This is a genomic window from Pseudomonas sp. NFX5 (assembly GCF_049132125.1).
Lineage (GTDB): Bacteria > Pseudomonadota > Gammaproteobacteria > Pseudomonadales > Pseudomonadaceae > Aquipseudomonas > Aquipseudomonas marginalis.
On record NZ_JAFMZG010000031.1, the window covers coordinates 128,249 to 153,106 of the forward strand.

The 24,858-nt window shown below is 61.8% G+C and carries 25 protein-coding genes and 1 riboswitch; of the genes, 12 read left to right on the forward strand and 13 right to left on the reverse strand.

The features are described from left to right. Positions 1-6: 6 nt before the first annotated feature. Together J1N02_RS21130 and J1N02_RS21135 are read right to left on the reverse strand one after the other, a co-directional pair. Positions 7-1,074 carry a putative urea ABC transporter substrate-binding protein gene (locus J1N02_RS21130; protein ID WP_092356557.1) on the reverse strand — a complete coding sequence of 356 codons (1,068 nt, stop codon included), beginning with the start codon at positions 1,072-1,074 and terminating at the stop codon, positions 7-9. Between the two features lie 60 nt (positions 1,075-1,134). Next, a riboswitch (guanidine-I (ykkC/yxkD leader) is annotated at positions 1,135-1,236 on the reverse strand. A 168-nt stretch (positions 1,237-1,404) separates the two neighbouring features. Then, positions 1,405-3,027 carry a methyl-accepting chemotaxis protein gene (locus tag J1N02_RS21135; RefSeq protein ID WP_027604333.1) on the reverse strand — a complete coding sequence of 541 codons (1,623 nt, stop codon included), beginning with the start codon at positions 3,025-3,027 and terminating at the stop codon, positions 1,405-1,407. Positions 3,028-3,289: 262 nt separating this feature from the next. Between J1N02_RS21135 and J1N02_RS21140 the strand changes: the two genes are divergently transcribed. After that, positions 3,290-3,661 (forward strand): hypothetical protein, encoded by a 372-nt coding sequence (locus J1N02_RS21140; protein WP_081744398.1) that lies wholly within the window; start codon positions 3,290-3,292, stop codon positions 3,659-3,661. A 55-nt stretch (positions 3,662-3,716) separates the two neighbouring features. Here J1N02_RS21140 and J1N02_RS21145 read toward each other — a convergent pair whose 3' ends face one another. Then, the gene (locus J1N02_RS21145) at positions 3,717-4,829 is read right to left on the reverse strand and encodes an enoyl-CoA hydratase/isomerase family protein (RefSeq protein ID WP_065938877.1); all 1,113 of its coding nucleotides are present in this window, start codon (positions 4,827-4,829) and stop codon (positions 3,717-3,719) included. Positions 4,830-4,965: 136 nt separating this feature from the next. On the opposite strand from J1N02_RS21145, the gene ung reads away from it, so the two are divergent. Then, the gene (ung, locus tag J1N02_RS21150; protein ID WP_027604331.1) at positions 4,966-5,658 is read left to right on the forward strand and encodes a uracil-DNA glycosylase; all 693 of its coding nucleotides are present in this window, start codon (positions 4,966-4,968) and stop codon (positions 5,656-5,658) included. A 31-nt stretch (positions 5,659-5,689) separates the two neighbouring features. On the opposite strand, the gene J1N02_RS21155 is transcribed toward ung, so the two are convergent. Genes J1N02_RS21155 through J1N02_RS21175 form a run of 5 tightly spaced genes read right to left on the reverse strand, consistent with a single transcriptional unit; the run spans position 5,690 to position 11,061 of the window. Beyond that, the gene (locus J1N02_RS21155) at positions 5,690-6,727 is read right to left on the reverse strand and encodes an AbrB family transcriptional regulator (RefSeq protein ID WP_027604330.1); all 1,038 of its coding nucleotides are present in this window, start codon (positions 6,725-6,727) and stop codon (positions 5,690-5,692) included. Continuing rightward, positions 6,720-8,234, reverse strand: coding sequence for a tripartite tricarboxylate transporter permease (locus J1N02_RS21160; RefSeq protein ID WP_027604329.1), 1,515 nt, complete (start codon positions 8,232-8,234; stop codon positions 6,720-6,722). Before J1N02_RS21160 ends, J1N02_RS21155 begins: the two co-directional genes overlap by 8 nt. Before the next feature lies 1 nt (position 8,235). Further along, positions 8,236-8,694, reverse strand: coding sequence for a tripartite tricarboxylate transporter TctB family protein (locus J1N02_RS21165; RefSeq protein WP_027604328.1), 459 nt, complete (start codon positions 8,692-8,694; stop codon positions 8,236-8,238). A 59-nt stretch (positions 8,695-8,753) separates the two neighbouring features. Beyond that, positions 8,754-9,737, reverse strand: coding sequence for a Bug family tripartite tricarboxylate transporter substrate binding protein (locus J1N02_RS21170; RefSeq protein ID WP_027604327.1), 984 nt, complete (start codon positions 9,735-9,737; stop codon positions 8,754-8,756). Positions 9,738-9,768: 31 nt separating this feature from the next. Then, positions 9,769-11,061, reverse strand: coding sequence for an OprD family porin (locus J1N02_RS21175; RefSeq protein ID WP_065947359.1), 1,293 nt, complete (start codon positions 11,059-11,061; stop codon positions 9,769-9,771). Positions 11,062-11,296: 235 nt separating this feature from the next. Between J1N02_RS21175 and J1N02_RS21180 the strand changes: the two genes are divergently transcribed. Continuing rightward, the gene (locus J1N02_RS21180; protein ID WP_065938886.1) at positions 11,297-11,968 is read left to right on the forward strand and encodes a response regulator; all 672 of its coding nucleotides are present in this window, start codon (positions 11,297-11,299) and stop codon (positions 11,966-11,968) included. After that, positions 11,961-13,346, forward strand: a complete 1,386-nt coding sequence (locus J1N02_RS21185) for a sensor histidine kinase (protein WP_027604324.1) — start codon at positions 11,961-11,963, stop codon at positions 13,344-13,346. Before J1N02_RS21180 ends, J1N02_RS21185 begins: the two co-directional genes overlap by 8 nt. Here the strand turns inward: J1N02_RS21185 and J1N02_RS21190 are convergent, their stop codons facing one another. Together J1N02_RS21190 and J1N02_RS21195 are read right to left on the reverse strand one after the other, a co-directional pair. After that, entirely contained in the window at positions 13,347-14,168 is an 822-nt protein-coding gene (locus J1N02_RS21190) for an HDOD domain-containing protein (RefSeq protein ID WP_027604323.1), read from the reverse strand. A gap of 36 nt (positions 14,169-14,204) precedes the next feature. Next, the gene (locus J1N02_RS21195; RefSeq protein WP_027604322.1) at positions 14,205-15,146 is read right to left on the reverse strand and encodes a YgfZ/GcvT domain-containing protein; all 942 of its coding nucleotides are present in this window, start codon (positions 15,144-15,146) and stop codon (positions 14,205-14,207) included. 140 nt (positions 15,147-15,286) lie between these two features. On the opposite strand from J1N02_RS21195, the gene J1N02_RS21200 reads away from it, so the two are divergent. Next, positions 15,287-15,541 (forward strand): succinate dehydrogenase assembly factor 2, encoded by a 255-nt coding sequence (locus tag J1N02_RS21200; protein ID WP_027604321.1) that lies wholly within the window; start codon positions 15,287-15,289, stop codon positions 15,539-15,541. Then, the gene (locus J1N02_RS21205) at positions 15,525-15,971 is read left to right on the forward strand and encodes a protein YgfX (protein WP_108573987.1); all 447 of its coding nucleotides are present in this window, start codon (positions 15,525-15,527) and stop codon (positions 15,969-15,971) included. The genes J1N02_RS21200 and J1N02_RS21205 overlap by 17 nt, the downstream gene beginning before the upstream one ends. Here J1N02_RS21205 and nadB read toward each other — a convergent pair. Then, entirely contained in the window at positions 15,940-17,556 is a 1,617-nt protein-coding gene (gene nadB, locus J1N02_RS21210; RefSeq protein WP_065928214.1) for an L-aspartate oxidase, read from the reverse strand. The genes J1N02_RS21205 and nadB overlap by 32 nt on opposite strands. Before the next feature lie 462 nt (positions 17,557-18,018). Here nadB and rpoE point away from each other — a divergent pair, with 462 nt between their 5' ends. The 3 genes from rpoE to J1N02_RS21225 are packed head-to-tail and all read left to right on the forward strand — an operon-like array spanning position 18,019 to position 20,199. Beyond that, positions 18,019-18,600, forward strand: a complete 582-nt coding sequence (gene rpoE, locus J1N02_RS21215; RefSeq protein ID WP_003172477.1) for an RNA polymerase sigma factor RpoE — start codon at positions 18,019-18,021, stop codon at positions 18,598-18,600. Between the two features lie 32 nt (positions 18,601-18,632). Further along, positions 18,633-19,220 carry a sigma-E factor negative regulatory protein gene (locus tag J1N02_RS21220; protein ID WP_003172479.1) on the forward strand — a complete coding sequence of 196 codons (588 nt, stop codon included), beginning with the start codon at positions 18,633-18,635 and terminating at the stop codon, positions 19,218-19,220. Positions 19,221-19,236: 16 nt separating this feature from the next. Continuing rightward, a complete protein-coding gene (locus J1N02_RS21225; RefSeq protein ID WP_098480214.1) occupies positions 19,237-20,199 on the forward strand; it encodes a MucB/RseB C-terminal domain-containing protein in 963 nt (320 codons plus the stop codon). 29 nt (positions 20,200-20,228) lie between these two features. On the opposite strand, the gene J1N02_RS21230 is transcribed toward J1N02_RS21225, so the two are convergent. Beyond that, positions 20,229-20,408: a hypothetical protein gene (locus J1N02_RS21230; protein ID WP_133822131.1), complete on the reverse strand. Its 180-nt coding sequence runs from the start codon at positions 20,406-20,408 to the stop codon at positions 20,229-20,231. Between the two features lie 25 nt (positions 20,409-20,433). Here J1N02_RS21230 and J1N02_RS21235 point away from each other — a divergent pair, with 25 nt between their 5' ends. After that, complete coding sequence (locus J1N02_RS21235) at positions 20,434-21,873, forward strand: DegQ family serine endoprotease (RefSeq protein ID WP_027604316.1); 1,440 nt, start codon at positions 20,434-20,436, stop codon at positions 21,871-21,873. 67 nt (positions 21,874-21,940) lie between these two features. On the opposite strand, the gene J1N02_RS21240 is transcribed toward J1N02_RS21235, so the two are convergent. Further along, the gene (locus tag J1N02_RS21240) at positions 21,941-23,374 is read right to left on the reverse strand and encodes a M48 family metalloprotease (protein WP_027604315.1); all 1,434 of its coding nucleotides are present in this window, start codon (positions 23,372-23,374) and stop codon (positions 21,941-21,943) included. A 95-nt stretch (positions 23,375-23,469) separates the two neighbouring features. Between J1N02_RS21240 and J1N02_RS21245 the strand changes: the two genes are divergently transcribed. Continuing rightward, on the forward strand, positions 23,470-23,709 hold the full coding sequence (locus J1N02_RS21245; RefSeq protein ID WP_010212198.1) for a sulfurtransferase TusA family protein: 240 nt from the start codon (positions 23,470-23,472) through the stop codon (positions 23,707-23,709). Between the two features lie 31 nt (positions 23,710-23,740). Next, the gene (locus J1N02_RS21250) at positions 23,741-24,811 is read left to right on the forward strand and encodes an AI-2E family transporter (RefSeq protein WP_027604314.1); all 1,071 of its coding nucleotides are present in this window, start codon (positions 23,741-23,743) and stop codon (positions 24,809-24,811) included. Positions 24,812-24,858: the final 47 nt, after the last annotated feature.

Genomic DNA, 24,858 nt, shown 5'->3' on the forward strand with positions numbered 1-24,858 from the left:
GTCCTCTTACAGCTTGCCGTCGGCGGCCATCTGTACGTAGCTGGGGTCGAACTGCAGCTTGAGGTTGGCCTTGTCGCCACTGGTCACACCGTTGGCGAAGCGCATGCCCACGGCGCTGGCGTCCTTGGCGCCTTCACCCAGCAGGCCGTGTTTAAACGAGAACTCGGCGACTTTGCCCATGGTGGCGGGCAACTGTGGACTGATGGCGAAGGCCAGGGCTTCCTGGGGCGTGGCGAACAGCTTGGTAGTGTCCAGTTGCGACTGGAAGCCCGCAAGGTCCGTGCCGGAGGCCTTGGCCATATGTTCGAGGGCTGCGGTGCTGGCGGGGCCCTTGGCGCTCATCAGCGCGACCACTTCGAACCAGGCGCCGGTGAGGGCTTTGCCCAGCTTGGGGTTGTCTTTGAGGACCTGGGTGTTGACCACCATCATGTCCATGATTTCGCCGGGCACTTTGCTCGAGTCGAACACCTGGCTCACCCCAGGCTTGGCCTTGATCTCCGAAAGCATCGGGTTCCAGGTGGTGACGGCCTGGACCTGGTCGGTGTTGAACGCCGCCGCGATGTCGGCATCGGAGGTGTTGACCACCTTCAGGTCTTTTTCCGTCAAGTCCGCCGACTCCAGCGCGCGGGCCAGCAGGTAGTGGGACACCGAGAGTTCCACCAGGTTGACGTTCATGCCCTTGAGGTCGGCCACGGTCTTGCCGGTGCCCTTGATCACCACGCCGTCGTTGCCGTTGGAGAAGTCGCTGACCACCAGCGCGGTGCTGTCCACGCCACCGGCGGCGGGGATGGTCAGGGCGTCCATGTTGGTCATGGTGCAGCCGTCGAACTGGCCGGCGGTGTATTGGTTGATGGATTCGACGTAGTCGTTGAGCTGCACCATGTCGATGGTGATGCCGTACTTCTTCGCCCACTTGTCGAGGATGCCTTGGCTGCCGGCGTACTCCCACGGCATCCAGCCGGCGTAGATCGTCCAGCACACGCTGAAGTGTTTTTTGGGGGCGGCTTGGGCCTGGACGCTCAGCACGGCGGCAAAGACGACGGCGAGCAGGGCGGGTAAACGGATTGAGGGCATGGGTCTTCTCCAGTTGATCAAGGGCGAGCAGGAGCAACGCGGCACCGTGAACGGTGGCTTGTCTCCCGGGCTTTTATCCCGCCGTGTAACCTCAACTGGAGGTCGCCAACTCTCGGACCAGCCACTCGCTTTCGGCGAGCCGGAACCCTAGTCGGCCATTGCAAATTGTGGTGCCGCGAACCTGTGATGAATCCTGCACGCAAGAGACAAAGCGAGAGTCGTGCCAAGTGGCTTCGATGCCCGGCGGTTCAGCCGGGCGGGCGGGAGAGGAGGGGGTAGAAGAGGGCGTTGTGCGCCACGCGGGTGCGTCGGCGCACTGCTATGAGGCGCTTACAGCTGGAACTTGCTGACCAGCACATTGAACGAGGTGGCCAGGCGCGACAGGTCCTGGCTGGAGGCGTTGGTCTGGTGCGCACCGGCGGCGGTCTGGGTCGACAGGTCCTGGATGTTGAGCAGGTTGCGATCCACTTCGCGGGCCACCTGGGCCTGTTCCTCGGACGCCGAGGCGATCACCAGGTTGCGCTCGTTGATGCTGGCCACGCTGGCGGTGATGCGCTCCAGCGCCTGACCGGCATTTTGCGCCAGGGTCTGGGTGTTGTTGGCCCAGGTCAGGCTTTTGTTCATGGCGGCCACGGCGCCATCGGCACCGGCCTGGACTTCACCGATCATTTTCTCGATGTCGACCGTGGAGGTCTGGGTGCGGTGGGCCAGCGCGCGCACCTCATCGGCCACCACGGCAAAACCACGGCCTTGTTCACCGGCTCGGGCAGCTTCGATGGCGGCATTGAGGGCCAGCAGGTTGGTCTGGTCGGCAATGCCGCGGATCACATCGATCACCTTGCCGATTTCGCGCACCTGGTTGGCGAGGTCGGCGACCGATTGGGTCGAATCGTTGATCTCGACCACCATCGATGACATGCCCGACACGGCCTGCTCCACCTGCTGGCGACCGTCCTCGGCTTCGGCGGTGGCCTGGCGCGACGCCTCGGAGGTCGACACGGCGTTGCTCGCCACTTCGTCGACCGCTGCGGTCATCTGGTTGACGGCGGTGGCGGCTTGCTGGATTTCGTCGTTCTGGCGGGTCAGGCCGCGGCTGCTTTCGTCGGTGACCGCGCTCAGCTCTTCGGCGGCTGACGCGAGCTGGTCGGAAGCGTTGGCGATTTCCACCAGGGTGCTTTTCAGGCCGCCCTGCATATCCGACAACGCCATCAACAGTTGCCCGGCTTCGTCGGTGCGCTCGGTAACGATGGCTTGGGTCAGGTCACCCTTGGCAATGCGCTGCGCGCCTTCCACCGCCTGTGCGATGGGGCGGGTGATGAGCCGCGTGATCAGCACGCCAATGATGATTGCAATGATGAAGGCCAGCACGATGCCGGCAATCATCCAGGTCATCGCACTGTTGCGCAGATCGTCGGCGGCGGCGGCGCCTTCCTTGATCTGGCGGTTATTGGAGTCGACCATCACGCGAATCAGCTCACGTGCCTGGCGGAACAGTTCATTGTTACTGGTGTTGAGCTGCGTACGGGCTTGCTCAAGCTGGCCGGCATCGAGCATCGCGATGATGCGTTCGGAGTTACTGACGTAGGTGGGCCAGATCTGGTCGAACTTGTCGCCGGCTGCCCGTTCGTCATCTTCCAACGGTGTGGCGCGATAAATGGCGTAGGCGGTCTGGCTGCGTTTGAGTTCGTTGGCGATGTCCTGGCGCACGCGTTCGCGGTCCTGCTGGGCCACATCGCCATTGCTGGCATCCACCAGGCGATACAGGCCACGGTTGTGGGCGACCATGCCATTGAGGGTGGCGGCGGTATTGCTCACCGAGACCAGGTTGTTCGAGAAGGTCAGTTCAAGCGCCGAAGCCAGCCGTGTCACGCCCTTGATACCCAAGGCGCCCACGACGAGGGTGATGAACGCGCACAATACAAATGAGAGCAGCAGTTTGGTTGAAATCTTCATGACTGGAATCCGGGTATGAGGGGAGGAAGCTCGCGCTAGAGCCTCCCTGGCATTGTGCGATGTCGTAATGACATCATGCAAATCCGGAAAGTTTCAGTTCGTACAAAAAAGCCCTGTTCATGACGGTTACACACATGTTTCAAACTATTGCGAAAACGCACCAGTTTCGTTTTTTGATGTCAGATATTTCGTCATTCAGTGAAAGCTGAATGCCGCCCCCCAGCGTCGCTGGAGGTGCTCTTCCGCGGTCCAGGAGGCCGCCATGTATCGACGACTGCTGCTCAGCGCTTTACTCGGTCTGACCCTTTCCGCTTGTGTGCCCTACTACGATGGAGGCCAGAGCTACTACCGTTCCGAGGTCTACACCTCACCGGCGCCGGCTTATTACTATGGCGGCGGCACGGCGTATCAATATCGCCGTGATTACTACCCGTCGCCGCGTTACTACGCTCCGGCACCGCGTTACTACTCGGCACCGCGTTATTACCAGCCGGCGCCTCGCTATTACCCGTCAGGGCCAAGGGCCGGTTACCGGCCTTACCCGAACCAGGGCTGGGGGGATCGTTGGAACAATGGCGGGCATGGACGCGGTGGCGATCATGACCGTGGAGGTGGCCGCGGCGGTCACCGTTGACCGGCCTGTATGACAAGCGGCGCATGAAGCGCCGCTTTTTCATGGGCGCAAAACCTCAGTAATCGGACAAGTCCGCCAGCGGGTGCCGGCCTTCCCACGCCTTGGTGAAGTGCGCCTGCACCACGGCGTCCGGGACCGTATTGATGTCCGGCCAATGCCAATGGGGCTTCTGGTCCTTGTCGATCAACCGCGCGCGCACCCCTTCGCTGAATTCCGGATGGCGGCAGCAGTTCAGGCTCAGGGTGTATTCCATCTGGAACACCTCGGCCAGGGACAGATGGCGGGCCCGCTGGATCTGTTCCCACACCAGGTGTGCGGTCAGCGGGCAGCCTTCGCTCAGCGTCTTGCCGGCGCGGTTGAACAGCGGGTCGGCGTGGTCGCGCAGCGGGCTCAAGGCGCGCCAGGCGCTGCGCACATCGCCGACGTCCAGCCATTCGTCGATCTGTGCCCGGCGCGGCAGCCATTGCGCCTCGGGTTGCTGGGCCACGGCTTCCTGGGCCAGGGCCTTGAACAGGCTGTTGAGCTGTATCGCGGTCTGCTCCTGCCAGTTCAGTTGCAGCAGGCCATCGAGCAACTCGTCTTGTTGATCGTCGCGCAGGAAACGGTCGGCCAGGCCCAGGTCCAGGGCGTCACGGCCGTTGATATGGGCACCGGTAAGGCCAAGGAATAAGCCCAGCTTGCCCGGCAGGCGCGACAGGAACCAACTGGCGCCCACGTCCGGGTACAGGCCGATGCTGATCTCGGGCATGGCCAGGCGGCTGCTCGGCGTGACAATCCGTATGGCCGCACTTTGCAGCAGGCCCATGCCCCCGCCCAGCACGTAGCCGTGGCCCCAGCAGATCAGTGGTTTAGGGTAAGTGTGCAAGCGGTAGTCGAGACGATATTCCGCAGCAAAAAACTGTGCGGCCAGGGCCGGCACTTCACCCGGCTGCTCGCGGCAGGCCTGGGCCAGGCTGCGCACTTCGCCCCCGGCGCAAAACGCCTTGGGCCCGTTGCCACGCAGCAGCACACAGACGATGTTCGGGTCTTTGGCCCAGGCCTCCAGGCGATCAGTCAGGGCCAGGATCATCGGCAAAGAGAGGGCATTGAGGGACTTTTCAGCGTCGAGGCTGGCGATGCCGACGCGGGCGCCGCCGCTGCCGGTCAGTTCTTCGAAGTGCAGATTCATCGTGACCTCAATCGAGAAGGTGAAGGATCAGTATGATCGCTTCGTGGGAAAGTGCCGGTGGTGTGTCAGATCAATTGACAAGCAGGGCCGGCTTTCCTAGGGTTCGCCTCATTCTTTTCTACAAGACATTTCAACTATGACCGAAGGCGACCGTATCAAACTCGAACCCAGCTGGAAACACGCCCTGCGTGATGAGTTCGATAAGCCCTACATGGGCCAGTTGCGCGAGTTCCTGCGCCAGGAACATGCCGCCGGCAAAGAGATCTACCCGCCCGGCCCGCTGATCTTCAATGCGCTTAACTCAACGCCGCTGGACAAGGTCAAGGTGGTGATCCTCGGCCAGGACCCGTACCACGGCCCCGGCCAGGCCCACGGTTTGTGCTTCTCGGTACAACCGGGCGTGCCGGCGCCGCCGTCCCTGGTCAATATCTACAAAGAGCTCAAGCGCGACCTGAACATCGACATCCCCAACCACGGCTGCCTGCAGAGCTGGGCCGACCAGGGCGTGTTGCTGCTCAACACCACCATGACCGTGGAACGCGCCAACGCCAATGCCCATGCGGGCAAGGGCTGGCAGTTCTTTACCGATCGGATTATCGAGGTGGTCAGCGAGCACCAGCCGCACCTGGTGTTCCTGTTGTGGGGCGCCCATGCCCAGGGCAAGCAGAAGCTGGTCGATGCCACCAAGCATTTGGTGCTGACGTCGGTGCATCCGTCGCCGTTGTCGGCGTACCGGGGGTTCCTGGGGTGCGGGCATTTCAGCCGCACCAACAAGTTTCTTGAGCAGAACGGCGAAACGCCGATTGAGTGGCGGTTGCCGCCGCTCTAAGGCCAGGCACAGTTCAACCTGTGCCGAAGGTTTAGATTTTTTCCGGCTGACGGTTCCAATGCCGAAACAACGGCTCCGCCAGGAACAGCACAAACAACAAGCGCATCACCTGCATCGCCGTCACCAACGGCACCGACAGTTGCAGGGTCTCGGCCGTAAGGCTCATCTCGGCAATCCCGCCGGGCATCATGCCCAGGGTCAGCGAGCGCAGGTCCAGGTGGGTGAGGGCGCTCAAGCCCACCGCCGCCAACGTTGCCAGCGCCATGGTCAAGGCCGTGCCGATCAAGGTGCGGCCCATGAACGATGGTGCTCGACGAAAGAACTGCCGATTGAAGTGGCAGCCCAACCCGCTGCCGATCAACCACTGGCCGATCTGGCTGCCGCCGTCGGGCAGGCCGATATGCAGGTCCCACACCACGCTGGCCGTCGCACTGACCAGCAAGGGGCCGAACAACCACGGGTTAGGCTGGCGCAAGCGCTGCCATCCCCAGGCCACCAGTGCACCGAGTGGAAACAGCAGCGCCAGCCACACCCAACTGACCGGCGCCGGATGAAACTGCGGCGCACCGCCGCCCAACAGATACTTGAAGATCGCCGGCACACACAGCACCACCACCAGCACACGCAGGCTTTGCCCTGCCGCCACACGGCTGAGTACCGCGCCATTGCGCGAGCCGAGGTTGACCATCTCCCCGGAACCGCCCGGCATGCTCGAGAAAAACGCGGTGGCGCGGTCTTCGCCACTGCGGCGCATCAACCACACGCCGACCACGCTCGACAGGCTGGTGACCAACGCACCGAAGAAAATCAGGCCGAAATGGCTCATTACCTGTTCGATTACCACGGGGGTGAAGTGCAGGCCGATGCCGATGCCCACCACCCATTGGCCGCATTTGCGCCCGCCGGGAATCTCCGCCAACTGCCAGGGCGTTAGGCAACGCACGAGGATGATCGCCAGTAAGGAGCCGACCATGTACGGCAAAGGCCAGCCGACCAGGCTGGCCAGGTAACCGCCGGCCAGGCCGACCAGCGGTGTTCCCCACCAATGTTTAAAGGTGACCTCAGACATCGGCCACGGCACGACGCTGCAGGGCACGTTTGCGGTAGATGCGCACCAGCGGGAACGCCAGCATCAACGCGGTCAGTACCCACACCCCGAAGGTGATCGGGCTTGACCAGAGAATCTGCAGGTCACCGTTGGAAATCGACAGCGCGCGGCGCAGGTTCTGCTCCATCAGGCCGCCGAGGATAAAGCCCAGCAGCACCGGCGACAGCGGGAAGTCCAGCTTGCGCAGGATGTAGCCGAAGATGCCGATGCCGACCATCAGGAACAGGTCGAAGGTGGTGGCGTGCACCGCGTACACACCGATCGCGGTGATGATCGCGATCACCGGCACCAGCGCCCAGTTCGGCACGGCGAGGATGCGCGTGAAGATGCGGATCATCGGGATGTTGAGGATCACCAGCATGATGTTGGCGATAAACAACGAGGCGATCAGGCCCCAGACGATGTCCGGTTGCTGTTGGAACAGCAGCGGGCCGGGGGTGATGTTGTACAGCGACAGGGCGCCGATCATCACGGCGGTGGTGCCCGACCCGGGAACGCCGAGGGTCAGCATCGGCACCAAGGCACCGCAGGCGGACGCGCCGATGGCGGTTTCCGGTGCCGCCAGGCCGCGCATGTCGCCCTGGCCGAATTTGCCGCTGGCACCGGCCAGGCGTTTCTCGGTCATGTAGGCCACGGCCGAGGCCAGGGTCGCGCCCGCGCCGGGCAGCACGCCCATGATGAAACCGAGCAGGCCGCAACGAATGTTCACCACGAACACCGAACCTGCTTCCTTCAGGTTGAACATCATCCGTCCGGTGGCCTTTACTGCTTCCTGGCCTCGGTGGGTTTTTTCCAGCAGCAACAGGATCTCACTGATGGAGAACAAGCCCAGCACCAACACCACAAACTGGATGCCGTCGGTGAGGTGGATGTTATCGCCGGTAAACCGGTACACGCCGCTGTTGGCATCGATGCCCACTGCCGAGAGGAACAGGCCGATCAGCGCCGCCACGAAGGTTTTCAGCGGTTTGTCACCGGCCATGCCGCCCAGGCAGACAATCGCAAACACCATCAGCACGAAATATTCCGCCGGGCCGAAGGCAATCGCCCATTTGGCCAGCAGCGGCGCGAACAGCACCATGCCGCAGGTGGCGATAAACGCGCCGATGAACGAACTCCACGCGGACAACGACAGCGCCACGCCGGCCAGGCCTTTGCGGGCCATCGGGTAGCCGTCGAGGGTGGTCATCACGGTGGAGGCTTCGCCCGGGATGTTCAGCAGGATCGAGCTGATACGGCCGCCGTATTCGCAGCCCAGGTACACGGCCGCCAGCAGGATCAGCGCCGATTCCGGCGGCAGGCCCAGGGCGAACGCGATGGGGATCAACAGCGCCACGCCGTTGATCGGGCCCAGGCCCGGCAACAGGCCGACCACGGTACCGATCAGGGTGCCGCACAGGGCAGTCACCAGGTTGTAGGGGGACAGCGCAACGCCGAAGCCCTGGCCCAAATAGCCGAAAGTATCCATATCAGTTCTCCAGAACGTCGAGCAGGCCGAGGGGCAGCGGAACATCCATGGCTTTATCGAACAGCAGATAAAGACCGATGGCCATCAGGCTGACGATCACCACGCTGGGCACCCAGCGCCCGCCATACAGGCGCGCCATGGGGATGCCGATCAGCATGCTGCTGAGGATGAAGCCCAGGGGCTCGAAGGTGCCGGCAAACACGATCAACAGCGCCACGCAGATGCCGATCTTGACCAGGGTCTGGCGGTCCAATGCCGGTTCTTCTTCGGTGTGCTGGGTGGGTTGCGGGCGGAACAGCATGTAGATCAGCGCCAGGCTCATCAGCCCGAGCATCAGCAATGGGTAGGCGCGGGGCCCTACGGGTTCGTAGGAAAACGACGCCTGGTAGGGCCAGGCCATCAGCGCCAGACCGGCGCAGGCCAGCAGCAGCGCGGCGGCGAATATGCGTTGTAAGAGCATGTTGAACTCCTGGGCCATGCCTGGGGTTCGCCAGGCATGGCCGCGCGACAGAGGGGCGATTACTGGATCAGGCCGAACTCTTTGGCCAGCACTTTGTAGTCAGCCACCTGTTTCTTCACGTAGGTGTCCAGCTCCGGGCCGGTCATGGCGAACGGGAACAGCTCGCGCTGGTCACGCAGCTTGGCGAACTCGTCGGAGGCCAGCAGTTTGTCGAAGGCCTCCTTCCACCAGGCGTAGTCGGCATCGCTGACTTTTGGCCCGAGGTAGAAGCCACGCACCACCGGCCAGACGATGTCGTAGCCTTGCTCTTTGGCGGTCGGAATATTCTTCATTTCCGGCTCGTCCAGGCGCTCCTCGGAGAACACCGCCAGCAGGCGCATGTCACCGCTGAGGATGTGCGGCATGGAGTCGGAGATGTCGGTACTGCCGACCTGGATATGTCCGCCGAGCAGGGCGGTGGCGATTTCACCGCCGCCTTCGAGCGCCACATAGCGCAGCTCGCGCGGGTTGATCCCGGCGGCCTTGGCGATCAGGGCGGTTTGCATCCAGTCCTGACTGCCGACGGTGCCGCCGGAACCGATCACCACGCTGCCGGGATCTTTCTTCAGGGCTTTGACGAGATCGTCGAGGGTCTTGTAGGGCGAATCGGCTTTAACGGCGATGGCACCGTAGCTGGTACCCACGGCGGCCAGCCAACGTACGGCGCTCTCATCGAAGCGCCCGAACTTGCCCTGGGCCAGGTTCAGCAGCGAACCGCTGGACCAGGCCACGAGCGTACCGCCGTCCGCAGGACGCTGGGCCACCACGGCGTTGTAGGCCACCGCGCCCACGCCGCCCGGCATGTAGGTCACGCGCATTGGTTTGCTCAGCAGTTTCTCGTTGACCAGCGCGCTTTGCGCCAGTTTGCAGGTCAGGTCAAAACCACCGCCGGGGGAGGCCGGGGCGATGCATTCCGGGCGCTTGGGTTCGTCGGCGGCCAGCAGTTGGCCGGCGAACAGCATGCAGCCGGCGGCGAGGGCCAATTTACGCAATGAAGGGGTCATGGTGATCTCCGTCTTTGTTGTTATGAGTGGCTTACCAGAGCGCAACGCTGTAGCTGACCAGCAGGCGCATTTCATCCGCATCACGGGCTGAATAGTTGGAACGGTAGGTGGCATTGCGCAGGCGCACGGCGACATCCTTGAACGTGCCGCTTTGCACCACGTACTTGATCTCGCTGTTGCGTTCCCATTCCTTGCCGGTGTCGCCGTTCCTGAGCTTGATATTGTCACCCGAGAGGTAACGGCTCATGAAACTCAGGCCGGGAATGCCCAGCTTGGCGAAGTCGTAGTCGTAGCGCGCCTGCCAGGAGCGCTCCTCGGCGCCGGCAAAGTCGTTGATCTGCACGAAGTTGACCAGGTACGGGTCGCTGCCATCCACGTACGGAAAGGCACTGTCGCCGGACATATGCTGGTAGCCGGCGCTGAGCTTATGGCCATTGAGGGCATAGCTGAACAGGCCGTTGAGGGAGGTGTTGTCGATCTTGCCGCCACGGGCTGCGCCTGCGTCATCGCTGATCGCCAGGCGCAGGTCGGTGGCGAAGGTGCCGGGGCCCATCGGGCGCGCGGCAACCAGGCCGAGGAAGTGCTGGCGGTACACGTCGTCGAGTTGGGCGAAGTGGTAGCTGCCGGTGATCTTGTCGGCGAACTTGTAGTCGACCCCGCCGAAGTTGAAATGCTTGCCGGTGGCACCGCTGAGAAAGCGGCTGTTCTTGTTGTTGAGGGCGATGTCCTCGTAGTTGCTGTCGTCGCGGTCCTTGGCCTTGTCGAGGCGGCCGCCGGTGAAGACCAGGTTCTTGAATTCCTTGGAGGTGATCAGGCCACCGTTGAAGGTCTGCGGCAGGATGCGCCCGTCATTGGGCTTGAGGATCGGCAGTTCAGGCATCAGCGAGCCGATCTTGAGCTCGGTGGCGGAAATCTTCACTTTGCCGGTCAGGCCCAGCTTGGAGTACTCGTTGGCGGCGCGACCATCATCATGGGTGGGCAGCAGGCCGGTGCCGGTGCGGTCGGGGCTGGAGTCGAGCTTGACGCCGAGCATGCCCAGCGCATCCACGCCAAAGCCGACGGTGCCGTCGGTGTAGCCCGATTGCAGGTTGAGCATGAAGCCCTGGGCCCATTCGTCGCGCTTGGATTGCTGGGCGCTGGTGCCGTCGCGAAAGTCGCGGTTGAAGTACATGTTGCGGGTTTCCAGGGTCGCGCTGCTGTCTTCGAAGAAGGCAGCCTGGCCAAGCGGCGAAAAGCCGGCAAGGGCAGCGGCACTGGCAAGGGCGGTGTGGGTCAGGCGGGAAATACGAACAGGCGGGCAAGCCTGGGGCTGTGTCGACAGCATCGTGGTGCACTCCGTTATTGTTCTTATTTTGGCGAAAACGCTTCGAGGCGTTTTTCGGGCGCGACCCATCAGGTCGCTCGGCAGGCAGGACCTACCGTGGCTGGATGCTAAAGGGCGAAGCTTTCACTAACCTTTCAGCTGCCTTTCAATGTTTTCAGGCTTCACAGGGCAGTCGGCGCCTGTAAACTGCCCGGCAAAGCGTGGCGCCGACCACGTCCGAATAAGGTGGAAATCCATGCGTGTCCTTCTGGTTGAAGACCATCTGCAACTCGCCGAAAGCGTCGCCCAAGCGCTCAAGAGCACAGGTTTGACCGTTGACGTATTGCATGACGGCGTGGCCGCCGACTTGGCCTTGGGCAGTGAAGATTACGCGGTCGCCATCCTTGATGTGGGCCTGCCGCGCATGGACGGTTTCGAGGTGCTGGCGCGCTTGCGGGCGCGTGGGAAAAACCTGCCGGTGCTGATGTTGACCGCGCGCAGCGATGTGAAGGACCGCGTGCATGGCCTGAACCTGGGCGCCGATGACTACCTGGCCAAACCATTCGAACTGACCGAGCTGGAAGCCCGGGTCAAGGCGCTGCTGCGCCGCAGCGTATTGGGCGGCGAGCGCCAGCAGGCCTGCGGGGTGCTGGTCTATGACCTCGACACCCGCCGTTTCACCGTGGGCGGCGAGTTGATGACGTTGACCTCCCGCGAGCAAGCCGTGCTTGAAGCGCTGATTGCCCGCCCAGGCCGGGTGATGAGCAAGGAGCAACTGGCTTCCCAGGTGTTCGGCCTGGACGAAGAGGCCAGCCCCGACGCCATCGAAATCTACGTGCACCGCCTGCGCAAGAAGCTCGATGGCCAACCCATCGCCATCGTGACGTTCCGCGGTCTCGGCTACCTGCTGGAAGCCCGCGATGCATAAGCCCAGCAGCCTGCGCTGGCGCCTGCTGTGGAACCTGGCGCTGCTGCTGGTGCTGTTGATGCTCGCCAGTGGCATGAGTGCCTACTGGAACGGTCGCGAAGCGGCCGACACCGCCTATGACCGCACGCTGCTGGCCTCGGCGCGTACCATCGCCGCCGGCCTGACCCAGGTGGACGGTACCCTCAGCGCCAACGTGCCCTATGTCGCCCTCGACACCTTTGCCTACGACAGCGCCGGGCGCATCTATTACCAGGTCAATGACATTGATCAGAAACTGATTTCCGGCTACGAAAACCTCCCCGGCCCGCCCCCCGGCACACCGCGCACCGACGACTACCCGGCGCTGGCGCGCTTCTACAACGCCAAGTACCAGGGCCAGGAAGTGCGGGTGGTCAGCCTGCTGAAGGCGGTCTCCGAACCGAACATGAACGGCATGGCGGAAATCCGCGTGGCCGAAACCGATGAGGCACGGGTGAGCATGGCCCGCAGCCTGATGGCTGACACCTTGCTGCGCCTGGGCATGCTCGCCATTGGCGCCTTGTTGCTGGTGTGGTTTGCCGTCAGCGCCGCCTTGCGCCCGCTGGAGCGCCTGCGCACGGCGGTGGAAGAGCGCCAGCCCGACGACTTGCGGCCGTTGCCGTTGGTGGAGGTTCAGCATGAGTTCGGCCCGCTGGTGCGTTCCCTCAACCACTTCACCGAACGCCTGCGCGGCCAGTTCGAGCGTCAGGCGCAGTTTATTGCCGATGCATCCCATGAACTGCGTACCCCGTTGGCGGCGCTCAAGGCGCGCCTGGAGCTGGGCCTGCGCGCCGAAGATCCCGCAACCTGGCGCAGTACCCTGGAAACCGCCGCCCAAGGCACCGATCGGTTGACCCACCTGGCCAATCAGTTGCTGTCCCTGGCGCGCATCGAAAACGGTGCCCGGGCGATTGCCGAAGGCGGCGCGCAGTTGCTCGACCTCAGCCAATTGGCCCGTGAACTGGGCATGGCCATGGCGCCGTTGGCCCATGCGCGCGGCGTGGCACTGGCGCTGGAGGCGGATGAACCGGTGTGGTTGCGTGGCGAGCCGACGCTGCTCAACGAGCTGTTGAGCAACCTGGTGGACAACGCCCTGGCGCACACGCCACCGGGAGGCAACGTGATCCTGCGGGTCACGGCGCCGGCGGTACTGGAGGTGGAAGATGATGGCCCGGGTATTCCGCAGGATGAGCGCGACCGGGTGTTCGAGCGCTTCTACCGCCGTAGCCAGCAAGGCATGGGCTCAGGCCTGGGGTTGGCGATCGTGGGCGAAATCTGTCGTGCGCATCTGGCCCAGATCAGCCTGCATGACGGCGAGCACGCGGGGTTGAAGGTGCGGGTGAGTTTTATCGCCGGTTGATCAATCGAACATGGCGCGCGCTTCATCCAGCTCTGCGCGCAGTTTTTCGCTGTAGGGATCAACCCGCAGTTTTTTCATCGCAGGCACGCTGGAGACGTCCACCTTGGCCAGGGGGTGATCGGTGCCGTGATGGCAATACAGCATGGCAATCTGCACTACGTCGATGTAGTCGAGGCAGGCTGAGTCCCGCTCCAGGTTCAGGTACTGGCCCGGCAGTTTCGCCAGCATTTCCGGGAAGTCCCAGCCACTCAGCAACTTGTCGCCCAGCACCGGGTGGATGCTGTCGATCACGTGGTTGAGGCTGACCGGATCCGACAGCAGCTCGTAGTGGTCTTCGGCGTAGGTCAGGATCGGCAGCACGCCGATCTGGTGCACCAGGCCGCCCAGCGCTGCCTGGTCCGGCTTGAGCTGGCTGTGGTTGCGGCACAGGGCGTAGCTTACACCTGCCACTTCCAGGCTGCGGCGCCACACATCGCGCATTTTCTGTTCGACCACTTCGGAACGGGCGTGGAAGATCTGTTCCATCACCAGGCCGATGGCCAGGTTGCTGCTGTAGTTGGTGCCCAGCCGGGTGATGGCGGTGTGCAGGTCGGTGACTTCCTGGGTGGCGCGCAACAGCGGGCTGTTGACCACTTTGATCAGGCGCGCCGACAACGCAGTGTCGCGGCCGATCACTTTACTCAAGTGGCTGATGCTGATTTCCGGGTCTTCAGCGGCCTGACGGATGTTCAGGGCCACTTCCGGCAATGTCGGCAGAACCAGGTCATCGTTGTCGATGGCCTTAACCAACGCCTGTTGGACTTTTTCCGCCAGTTTGTTCATTCATGCTCTCTAGGGTGTTGCAGGAAAATACGGCGACTAACGCTGGATCTCACGATCGCGGTCAAGGGTGTAAGGCAGGTCAAGCAGTTGCAAACCGGGGCCTTCCAGTGTGCCTAGGTGCACATCGCCACTATCGGCAGCTTCGGCTTGCAATACCGCCAGAAGTTCAATCACCTGGTCAGCTTTTGCTGCAATCACCACTTCGCCGATCGAGCTGTTGTGGCTGGGGGAAAACAACGGGGTGCCTGGCTCGGGCATTTGCGCCGCGTTCAAGCTCAAGCGGTACAGGCGACGCTTGAGTTTGCCCAGGTACTGCATGCGCGCGACGATTTCCTGGCCGGTGTAGCAGCCTTTCTTGAAGCTGACGCCGCCCACGGCCTGCAGGTTGAGCATCTGCGGGATGAACAGTTCGCGAGTCTGGGGCATGACCTGGCCGATACCGGCGCGGATCTGGCCCAGTAGCCAGTGATTCAAGTCGGTTTGTGTCAACTGTGCGGCCAATTGGCCGCGCACGCCGTCGGCTTGCTCGGCCGGTACCCAGAGTTCGGCGCGGGCGGGGGACACGCGGACGGCGATCAGGTGTTCGGTACGGGCAACGCTGTCCGTTTCGGTGGGCAGCTCAAGGCCAAGGCCGGTCAGCGCCTGATCGCCATCGATCACACCGAAACGCACCCAGGCGGCGCTTTCGTCGGTGAGCTTGGACTTGGAGAACACCGCATATTTCTTCAGGTCCGCCAGTTGCGGTTCGAGCAGTTCGCTGGCCATGGCCAGGAGTACGCCGTCGCCCTGCAACAGGATGCGGAAGCTCGACTGCATGCGGCCTTTTTGCGTGCAGCGCGCACCGAGGCTGGCCTGGGTGTCGCTCAGGTAATTGAGGTTGCAGGTGAGTTGTCCCTGCAGGAACTTGGCAGCGTCGGAGCCGCGGACGGCGAGAACGCCTTCGTGGGACAGGGGGCAGAAGAAAGCAGAGTCAGCCATGGGTCATCGCAGGTCAAAAAGTCATGGGTGCATCATAGAGGGGCGCCCGGCAAATGGATAGTTTCCGTAGGGGGCGACCAAAGCCGACTGTTCCGGTGCCGTCGGGCCTGTATACTTGCGCTCTATTTGAGGAGCGCTCCATGGTCGAAGATGTAGAAATCAATCGTCTCTACTGGCACAGCCGTCGTGGCATGCTTGAGCTTGATGTGTTGCTGGTGCCTTTTACCAAAGAGGTGTATGCGACGCTCAATAAGGAAGATCGCGATCTCTACGTCAGGCTGCTGACTTGCGAAGATCAGGACATGTTCGGCTGGTTCATGGAGCGGGCCGAATCCGAAGATCCTGAACTGCAGCGCATGGTCCGGATGATCCTGGATCGTGTCCAGCCCAAGTAATCGTTTTGAATGCCGCTGGCAGGCCTCACGGCTGCTGCTGGCGGCGTATCTCCTTGCCCAGCTGTTCGCGCTGGGTGCGCTGATGGTCCTCGACTCTCCCTTTGCCGTCCTCGGCGTGCTGGCGTGCCTGGCCCAGGCTGCCTGGGTATTGCCGCGTTATGTCCTGCTGACTCACCGTTCGTCGATTCGTGGCCTGCGACGGGATGAAGAGGGCTGGCAATTATTCAGCGGTGAGCGCGGCTGGCATCGCGTGCAGCTGCGCCCCGACAGCCTGGCGTTGCCGCTGATTGTGGTGTTGCGCTATCGCGTACCGGGGGAATGGCGGGTTCGCTCGGTCTGCGTGCCGACGGATTCGCAGGCCGCCGATGTGCACCGGCGCCTGCGGGTTCGCTTGAAGTTCAGCCGCCGTAGGTGGTTGGCACCAGAATAGTGTCGCGGGCCTCGGGCAACATCTGCGGGTAGTCGAGGGTGTAGTGCAGGCCCCGGCTTTCCTTGCGTTCCATGGCCGAACGGATCATCAACTCCGCGACTTGGGCCAGGTTGCGCAGTTCGATCAGGTCACGGCTGACCTTATAGTTGCTGTAGAACTCATCAATCTCATCCAGCAGCAATCGCACCCGGTGCTGTGCCCGTTGCAGGCGCTTGTTGGTGCGCACGATCCCCACGTAGTCCCACATGAAGCGCCGCAGCTCGTCCCAGTTGTGGGCGATGATCACGTCTTCGTCCGAGTCGGTAACCTGGCTGGCATCCCAGCGGGGCAGGGCGGCCGGCACCGGGATGCGCGGCAGTTGTTCGAGAATGTCGGCTGCGGCCGAGCGGGCGTAGACGAAGCATTCGAGCAGTGAGTTGCTGGCCATGCGGTTGGCGCCGTGCAGGCCGGTGAAGCTGGTTTCGCCAATCGCGTACAGGCCGGGTACGTCGGTACGCCCATGCTGGTCGACCATCACACCGCCGCAGGTGTAGTGCGCCGCCGGCACCACCGGGATCGGGCCTTTGGTGATGTCGATGTTGAACGCCAGGCAGCGCTCGTAGACGGTCGGGAAGTGGGTCTTGATGAACGCTTCGGGCTTGTGGCTGATGTCCAGGTAGACGCAGTCGATGCCCAGGCGCTTCATTTCATGGTCGATGGCGCGGGCGACAATATCCCGTGGAGCCAGCTCGGCGCGCGGGTCGAAACGCTGCATGAAGCGCTCACCATTGGGCAGCTTGAGGTGTGCACCTTCGCCGCGCAGGGCTTCGGTGATCAGGAAGCTCTTGGCCTGTGGGTGATAAAGGCAGGTGGGGTGGAACTGGTTGAATTCCAGGTTGGCCACCCGGCAGCCCGAGCGCCATGCCATGGCAATGCCGTCGCCGCAGGCGCCGTCGGGGTTGCTGGTATAGAGGTAGACCTTGGCGGCGCCGCCGGAGGCGAGGATTGTGAAGCGCGCACCATAAGTATCCACTTCGCCGCTGGCGCGGTTGAGCACATAGGCGCCGAGGCAGCGTTCGCCCGGCAGGCCCAGGCGCTTTTCGGTGATCAGGTCGACAGCGACGCGTTGTTCCAGCAGTTCGATGTTGGGGCGTTGGCGGGCCTGGTCGAGCAAGGTCCTGAAGATCGCGGCACCGGTGGCATCGGCGGCGTGGATGATACGGCGATGGCTGTGGCCGCCTTCGCGGGTCAGATGGAACTCGAAGCCGCCGTCATCGCTGCCTGCGTGTTCATCGCGGGTGAAGGGCACGCCCTGGTCGATCAGCCATTGGATCGCCTCGCGGCTATGCTCGACGGTGAAGCGCACCGCGTCTTCGTTGCACAGGCCGCCGCCGGCGTTGAGGGTGTCTTCAACGTGGGATTGCACCGTATCGGTGTCGTCCAGCACCGCGGCGACACCGCCCTGGGCCCAGAATGTCGAACCGTTGGCCAGGTCGCCTTTGCTCAGGACGGCAATGCGCAGGTGGCTGGGAAGGGTCAGCGCAAGGCTCAAGCCGGCCGCGCCGCTGCCGATCACCAGGACATCGTGTTGAAACTGTTGGCTCATTTGAAGGATTCCGCAAAAAGCGATCCACAGGGCTGGCGCAAACAGGACGCCTGGATCGGCGAATCAAAGGGTCACACGGGCCACTAGTATATAGAGGGGGGGAGCGGCACAATAGCCGGGCATTCGTGGCAATGTGAGATTACGGTGCACGGCTCGGGTAAAATCGGCAGGTTATTGGGGTGGGAACTTTTTGCATAAGCCTCGACTCAATAGCAGGTTGCCCGAAAGCTGGGAAACGTTGAGTTTATTGGCCCGTCGGGAGCATTGGACGCGTCAGAAAACCGACGACAAGATTATTCGCGCAGCCGGCGTTGCCCGCGCTGCGTTTTTCGTGTGTGCCAAATCAGTGCATGCCGGAAACTTGCTTGAAGGGGGAGAACTTTTGCGAAAAGTCCGAGTCTATGTTTGCAAGCCTGATCGTTTAGTTATGCAAGCCTCCTTCAAGTACAACGAGGAGTGTTCATGCTAACCCAGGAAGAGGATCAGCAGCTGGTCGAGCGCGTTCAACGCGGTGACAAGCGAGCATTTGATCTGCTAGTGCTGAAATACCAGCACAAAATTCTCGGGTTGATCGTGCGGTTTGTGCACGACACCCATGAAGCGCAGGACGTTGCACAGGAAGCCTTTATCAAGGCGTACCGTGCACTGGGCAATTTCCGCGGTGATAGTGCGTTTTACACGTGGCTCTACCGCATCGCCATCAACACGGCGAAGAACTATCTGGTGTCTCGCGGACGCCGCCCACCGGATAGCGATGTAAGTTCAGAAGATGCAGAATTTTACGATGGTGATCACGGCCTCAAAGATCTCGAGTCGCCGGAGCGTGCATTGCTGCGCGACGAGATCGAAGGCACCGTTCATCGCACAATTCAGCAACTGCCAGAAGATTTGCGTACGGCGTTAACTTTACGTGAATTCGATGGTCTGAGTTACGAAGACATTGCGAGCGTCATGCAGTGTCCGGTGGGGACTGTAAGGTCACGGATTTTCCGGGCCCGGGAAGCCATCGATAAAGCCTTGCAACCGTTGTTGCAGGAAAACTAAAGACAGCGGCGACAGCCAAGAGAGGAACCGCCATGAGTCGTGATGCCCTGCAGGAATCGCTGTCCGCAGTGATGGATAACGAAGCGGATGAACTGGAACTTCGTCGAGTGCTCAATGCATTTGATGATGCCGAAACCCGTGATACCTGGTCTCGTTACCAAGTCGCTCGGGCGGTGATGCACAAGGATCTTCTAATCCCTCGTCTGGATATTGCTGCGGCCGTTTCTGCCGCGTTGGCTGATGAAGCCGTTCCGGCAAAAGCTGCTCGTGGCCCTTGGCGCAGCCTGGGTCGCCTGGCAGTGGCTGCCTCGGTGACTGTTGCAGTGCTGGCCGGTGTTCGCCTGTACAACCAGGACGAAATCGCCGGTGCCGAACTGGCACAGCAGACTCAGCAACCGGTCATGGCCGGTCCGCAAGTCAAAGGCCCAGCGGTACTGGCCGGCTACAAGGAAAGCTCCGACACCACCGGCCCTATGGCCAACGGTGTGCTGCAAGGGCAATCCGGCTGGCAGGACCAGCGTCTTCCAGGCTACCTGCGCCAACACGCACAGGAATCCGCCTTGAAAGGCACTGAAAGCGCTCTGCCATACGCTCGCGCTGCAAGCCTGGAAAACCGCTGATCCGTTAAGGAGCCCTATGCGCGCCATACCGCTCCTTACGTTATTGCTCAGTGGTTGGTTTGCACTCCCCGCCCATGCCGACGACGCCCAAGACTGGCTGACTCGACTTGGGCGTGCAGAGCAGCAGCAAAGTTTTCAAGGTACGTTTGTCTACGAACGTAATGGCAGTTTTTCTACCCATGACATCTGGCATCGTGTCCAGAATGGCCAGGTCCGTGAGCGGCTCTTGCAGCTCGATGGTTCTGCTCAGGAAGTCGTTCGTATAGACGGTCGTACTCAGTGCGTCAGCGGCACTCTTGTCGCCGGCCTTGGCAATTCGCGTGATGCACCCTCGCGCGCCCTCGATCCACAAAGACTCAATCAATTCTACGAACTGGCCGTTATCGGCAAATCTCGCGTGGCCGGTCGTAATGCAGTGATTGTGTCGATTACACCCCGTGATCAATACCGCTACGGTTTTGAGCTTCACCTTGATCGTGAAACTGCCTTGCCGCTCAAATCCTTGTTGCTGAATGATCAAGGGCAGTTGCTGGAGCGCTTTCAGTTCACTCGATTGGACACCTCCACCACGCCTAATGATCGCGACTTGCAGCCCAGCGGCGAATGCACCTCCATCGCCGTCGGCGACACCAAGGCAGCGGCCGTAGAGGCCACCGAGGCGTGGCACTTGGAGTGGTTGCCGCCAGGCTTTCAGCTGACCAATAGCAGCGCCCGCAAGGACCCCCATACCAAGGCCACGGTCGACAGCCTGATGTATGAAGATGGACTGGCGCGCTTCTCGGTGTTTCTCGAGCCGATCAGCGATGTGAGCGTGACCGAGACGCGCACCCAATTAGGCCCCACGGTCGCTGTATCTCGTCGCTTGAATACGGTGGATGGCGAAATGATGGTGACTGTGGTCGGCGAAATACCTATTGGCACCGCCGAACGCATCGCACTGTCGGTGCGCGGTGAAAAAAAGGCCACCCCCAAGCCGTGAGTCGTTAATCCTATGTTCATCCGGATCTTTCACAGTACGCCCATGCCAGGTTGGCTGCCGAGAGCATGAAATGTCTGGATCAGCATTTTCACTTGCAAAAATCTCCCATGTTTTTTATAGGTCAGGGCTTGTTGGCCCTGGCCTTGTTTTGTTCGCGGAACAAAGATGTCGTTCGCAGTTTTCGGCGTTTCTTGAACCCTGTCGCTCAACCCTGCTCGTCGTAACGGGAGCTGTATGTCGATACCACGTTTGAAGTCTTACCTATCCATAGTCGCCACGGTATTGGTGCTGGGTCAGGCCGTGCCCGCGCAAGCGGTCGAGTTGCCTGACTTCACCCAATTGGTTGAGCAAGCCTCGCCTGCCGTGGTGAACATCAGTACCACCCAGAAGCTGCCGGATCGCAAAGTCTCCAACCAGCAGATGCCTGACCTGGAAGGCCTGCCGCCGATGCTGCGCGAGTTCTTCGAGCGTGGCATGCCACAACCGCGTGCGCCCCGTGGTGGCGGTGGTGGCCAGCGTGAAGCGCAGTCCCTGGGGTCGGGCTTCATCATTTCGCCAGATGGCTACATCCTCACCAATAACCATGTGATTGCCGACGCCGACGAGATCCTCGTACGCCTGGCCGATCGCAGTGAGCTGAAAGCCAAATTGGTCGGCACCGATCCGCGTTCCGACGTGGCCTTGCTGAAGATCGAGGGCAAGGACCTGCCGGTGCTGAAGCTGGGCAAGTCCCAGGACCTGAAGGCGGGGCAGTGGGTGGTAGCCATCGGCTCGCCGTTTGGTTTTGACCATACCGTTACCCAGGGTATCGTCAGTGCCATTGGTCGCAGCCTGCCGAACGAGAACTATGTGCCGTTCATCCAGACCGACGTGCCGATCAACCCGGGCAACTCCGGTGGCCCGTTGTTCAACCTGGCGGGCGAAGTGGTGGGGATCAACTCGCAGATCTACACCCGTTCCGGTGGCTTCATGGGGGTTTCGTTCGCCATTCCTATCGACGTGGCCATGGATGTTTCCAATCAGCTGAAAAGCGGTGGCAAGGTCAGCCGTGGCTGGTTGGGCGTGGTGATTCAGGAAGTGAACAAGGACCTGGCTGAATCCTTCGGCCTCGACAAGCCGGCGGGCGCCCTGGTCGCGCAAATCCAGGATGACGGCCCGGCTGCCAAAGGCGGTCTGCAAGTGGGCGACGTGATCCTGAGCATGAACGGTCAACCGATCGTTATGTCGGCCGACCTGCCGCACCTGGTTGGCGCACTCAAGGCCGGCAGCAAGGCCAAGTTGGAAGTGATTCGTGATGGCAAGCGCCAGAATGTCGAGCTGACTGTAGGAGCGATCCCTGAAGAGGGCGCGACCCTGGATGCCCTGGGTAACACCAAGCCGGGCGCCGAGCGCAGCAGCAATCGCCTGGGCATTGCCGTGGCCGAGCTGACTGACGAGCAGAAGAAAGCCTTCGATCTCAAGAGCGGCGTGGTGATCAAGGAAGTGCAGGACGGCCCGGCAGCCTTGATCGGCCTGCAGCCTGGCGACGTGATCACTCACCTGAACAATCAGGCGATTGAGACTACCAAGCAGTTCACCGACATCGCCAAGGCGTTGCCGAAGAACCGCTCGGTATCGATGCGCGTGCTTCGCCAGGGGCGTGCCAGCTTCATTACCTTCAAGCTGGCCGAGTAACCCACCCGGCCAATAAAAAGCCCCGCCTTCGTGTTACGAGGGCGGGGCTTTTTTGTGGGCGATGGGTCTAGCCCATCATGCCTTTAACCAGGCGCTCCTGTTCGATCAACTCACGCTGACGTGCATCGATACGTGACGACAACGGGAAATTGCTGCCGGCGCGACGTTTGGCAAAGTCCAACTGCTGAATCGCCTGCTGGAAGTCTCCCACCAAAGCAAAGTATTCGGCGCGAGCCTGATGCAGGCCGATGATATTGCCCGACAAACCACGCGTCTCGGCGACCTGGTACCACACATCCGGATCGTCCGGGCGCGACTTGAGCAAGCCATCCAGGGCCTTTTCCGCATCGGCGGTGCGATTCTGTTTAAGCAACAGATCTACCCGAATCTGATTCAGCGGGTAGTTGCCGGGGTATTGGGTCAGCATCCGATCCGTGCGTTGCTGGGCATCGGGCAGGTGGTTGTTGTCGATGTCCAACTGGATCTGCGCCAGGTTGTAGGTGATGTCATTGGGCGCCTTGGCCAGCAAGGGTTGCAGGCTTTCCCGTGCCTGTTTGAACTGGGAGGCTTTGATCTGGGCGATGGCCAGGCCATAGCGCGCCACGTCGTTTTTAGGATTTTCGTCCAGTTGCGCCTGGAAGCGCTTGGCGGCGAGTCCGGAGGTGTCTTCGTATTGCAGCTGTACCCGTGCGCGAATCAACTGGTAGCGCAGGCTGTCTTCCTTGCCACCGGCCTTGGCTTGTTCCGCGCGGTTGCGGGTGTCGGCGATACGCGATTCGGTCACCGGGTGAGTCAGCAGGAATTCCGGCGGCTTGGCGTCGAAGCGGTACTGACGCATCAGGCGTTCGAACATGGTCGGCATGGAACGCGGGTCGTAGCCGGCTTTCTCCAGGTTGACGATGCCGATACGGTCCGCTTCCTGTTCATTCTGGCGAGAGAATCGTCGTTGTTCCTGGATGGCCGCCGCCTGGGTGCCGGCAATCGCAGCAATCCCGGCATCCCCGGCACCGGCGGCGGCCGCAATGATGCCGCCGAGGAGGGCGGCCATCATCGGGATCTGCATGCGCTGCTGCGCCTCGACACCACGGGCGAAGTGACGCTGGGACAAGTGAGCCAGTTCGTGGGCCAGCACCGACGCGTATTCCCCTTCGGTCTGGGCATTGAGAAACAGGCCGCCGTTCACGCCGACGATACCGCCGGGTGCGGCAAAGGCGTTCAGCTGCGGGCTGTTGATCAGGATGAATTCCAGGCGCCGGTCATTCACCTGGCTGGTTTCCACCAGCTTGTACACGCTGGTTTCGACGTAATCCTTGAGCTGCGGGTCGTTCAACTGCGAGACCTGGCCCCGTAGGTAGGCCAGCCAGGCGCGGCCCAGCTGATATTCCTGTTGCGGCGAGACAATGGCAGAACTGGCGTCGCCAAGTGACGGCAGGTCGTCAGCGAAGCCTGGGGAGGCCAGCAGGCAAGCCAGCGTCAGCAGGGTGGGGCGCAAAAAAGTCATGCACAGAGCCTTTCGACAAAGAGCTTACTGTAGCCGGACACTGAGCTTCGGACCAGATATTCTAAGCACCCCGAATGCGTGCCCGGAGTAAAACCATGACCGACGCTGTAGCCTTTGATGCCGAACTCGATGCCAGCGGCCTCAATTGCCCGTTGCCTCTGCTCAAGGCCAAGCTGGAGCTCAATCGATTGGCCAGTGGCGCTGTGCTCAAGGTGATCGCCACCGACGCAGGTTCCCAGCGTGATTTTCGCACCTTCGCCAAGCTGGCCGGCCATACCCTGCTGCATGAAGAAGACGCCGCCGGTGTGTACCGTTACTGGTTGCGCAAGGCCTGAACCGTTTGCCCCTACCACCCGAGGTTGATTGATGTTCAAAGTGTTACGAGACTGGATCCAGCGCTACTTCTCCGATGAAGAAGCCGTGGTGCTGGCGGTCCTGCTGTTTCTGGCCTTTACGGCCGTACTCACCTTGGGAGGCATGCTGGCGCCGGTACTGGCGGGGATGGTGCTGGCTTACCTGATGCAGGGCCTGGTCACCACCCTGGAGCGTCTACGCTTGCCGGGCGGCGCGGCAGTGGGCCTGGTATTCGCCTTGTTCATGGGGCTGCTGGTGGTGTTTGTCGTCGTGGTATTGCCGCTGCTGTGGCACCAACTGATCACGTTGTTCAACGAGTTGCCGGGCATGCTCGCCAAGTGGCAGTCGCTGTTGCTGCTGTTGCCGGAGCGCTACCCGCATCTGGTGTCGGACGAGCAGGTGTTGCAGGCCATAGAAGTGGCACGGGGCGAAATCGGAAAATTCGGGCAATGGGCGCTGACCTTTTCCCTGTCCAGCCTGCCGCTGCTGGTCAACATCATGATCTACCTGGTGCTCGTACCGATCCTGGTGTTCTTCTTCCTCAAGGACCGCGCCATGATCGGACGTTGGGTGAGCGGCTATCTGCCCCGCGAACGAGCGCTGATCACCCGGGTGGCCGAAGAAATGAACCGGCAGATCGCCAACTACATTCGTGGCAAGGTCATCGAGATCATTATCTGCGGGGGCGTTACCTACATCGCGTTTATCGCACTGGACCTCAACTACGCCGCCTTGCTGGCACTGCTGGTGGGGATTTCGGTGGTGGTGCCGTATGTCGGTGCCGTGGTGGTAACAGTGCCGGTGACCTTGATCGCCTTGTTCCAGTGGGGCTGGAGCGACCAGTTCATCTACCTGATGGCGGTCTACGGCATCATCCAGACCCTGGATGGCAACGTGCTGGTGCCGCTGCTGTTCTCGGAGGCGGTCAACCTGCACCCGGTGGCGATCATCTGTGCAGTGCTGTTGTTTGGTGGACTGTGGGGATTCTGGGGGGTGTTCTTTGCGATTCCCCTGGCGACGCTGTTCAAGGCCGTGCTGGATGCGTGGCCGCGGCAGGAGCCGGTGGTGGCACCGTTGTTGTAAGGGGAGGTGCGAATCACTGCTTCATCGCCGCAGTGATCCGCGCTACA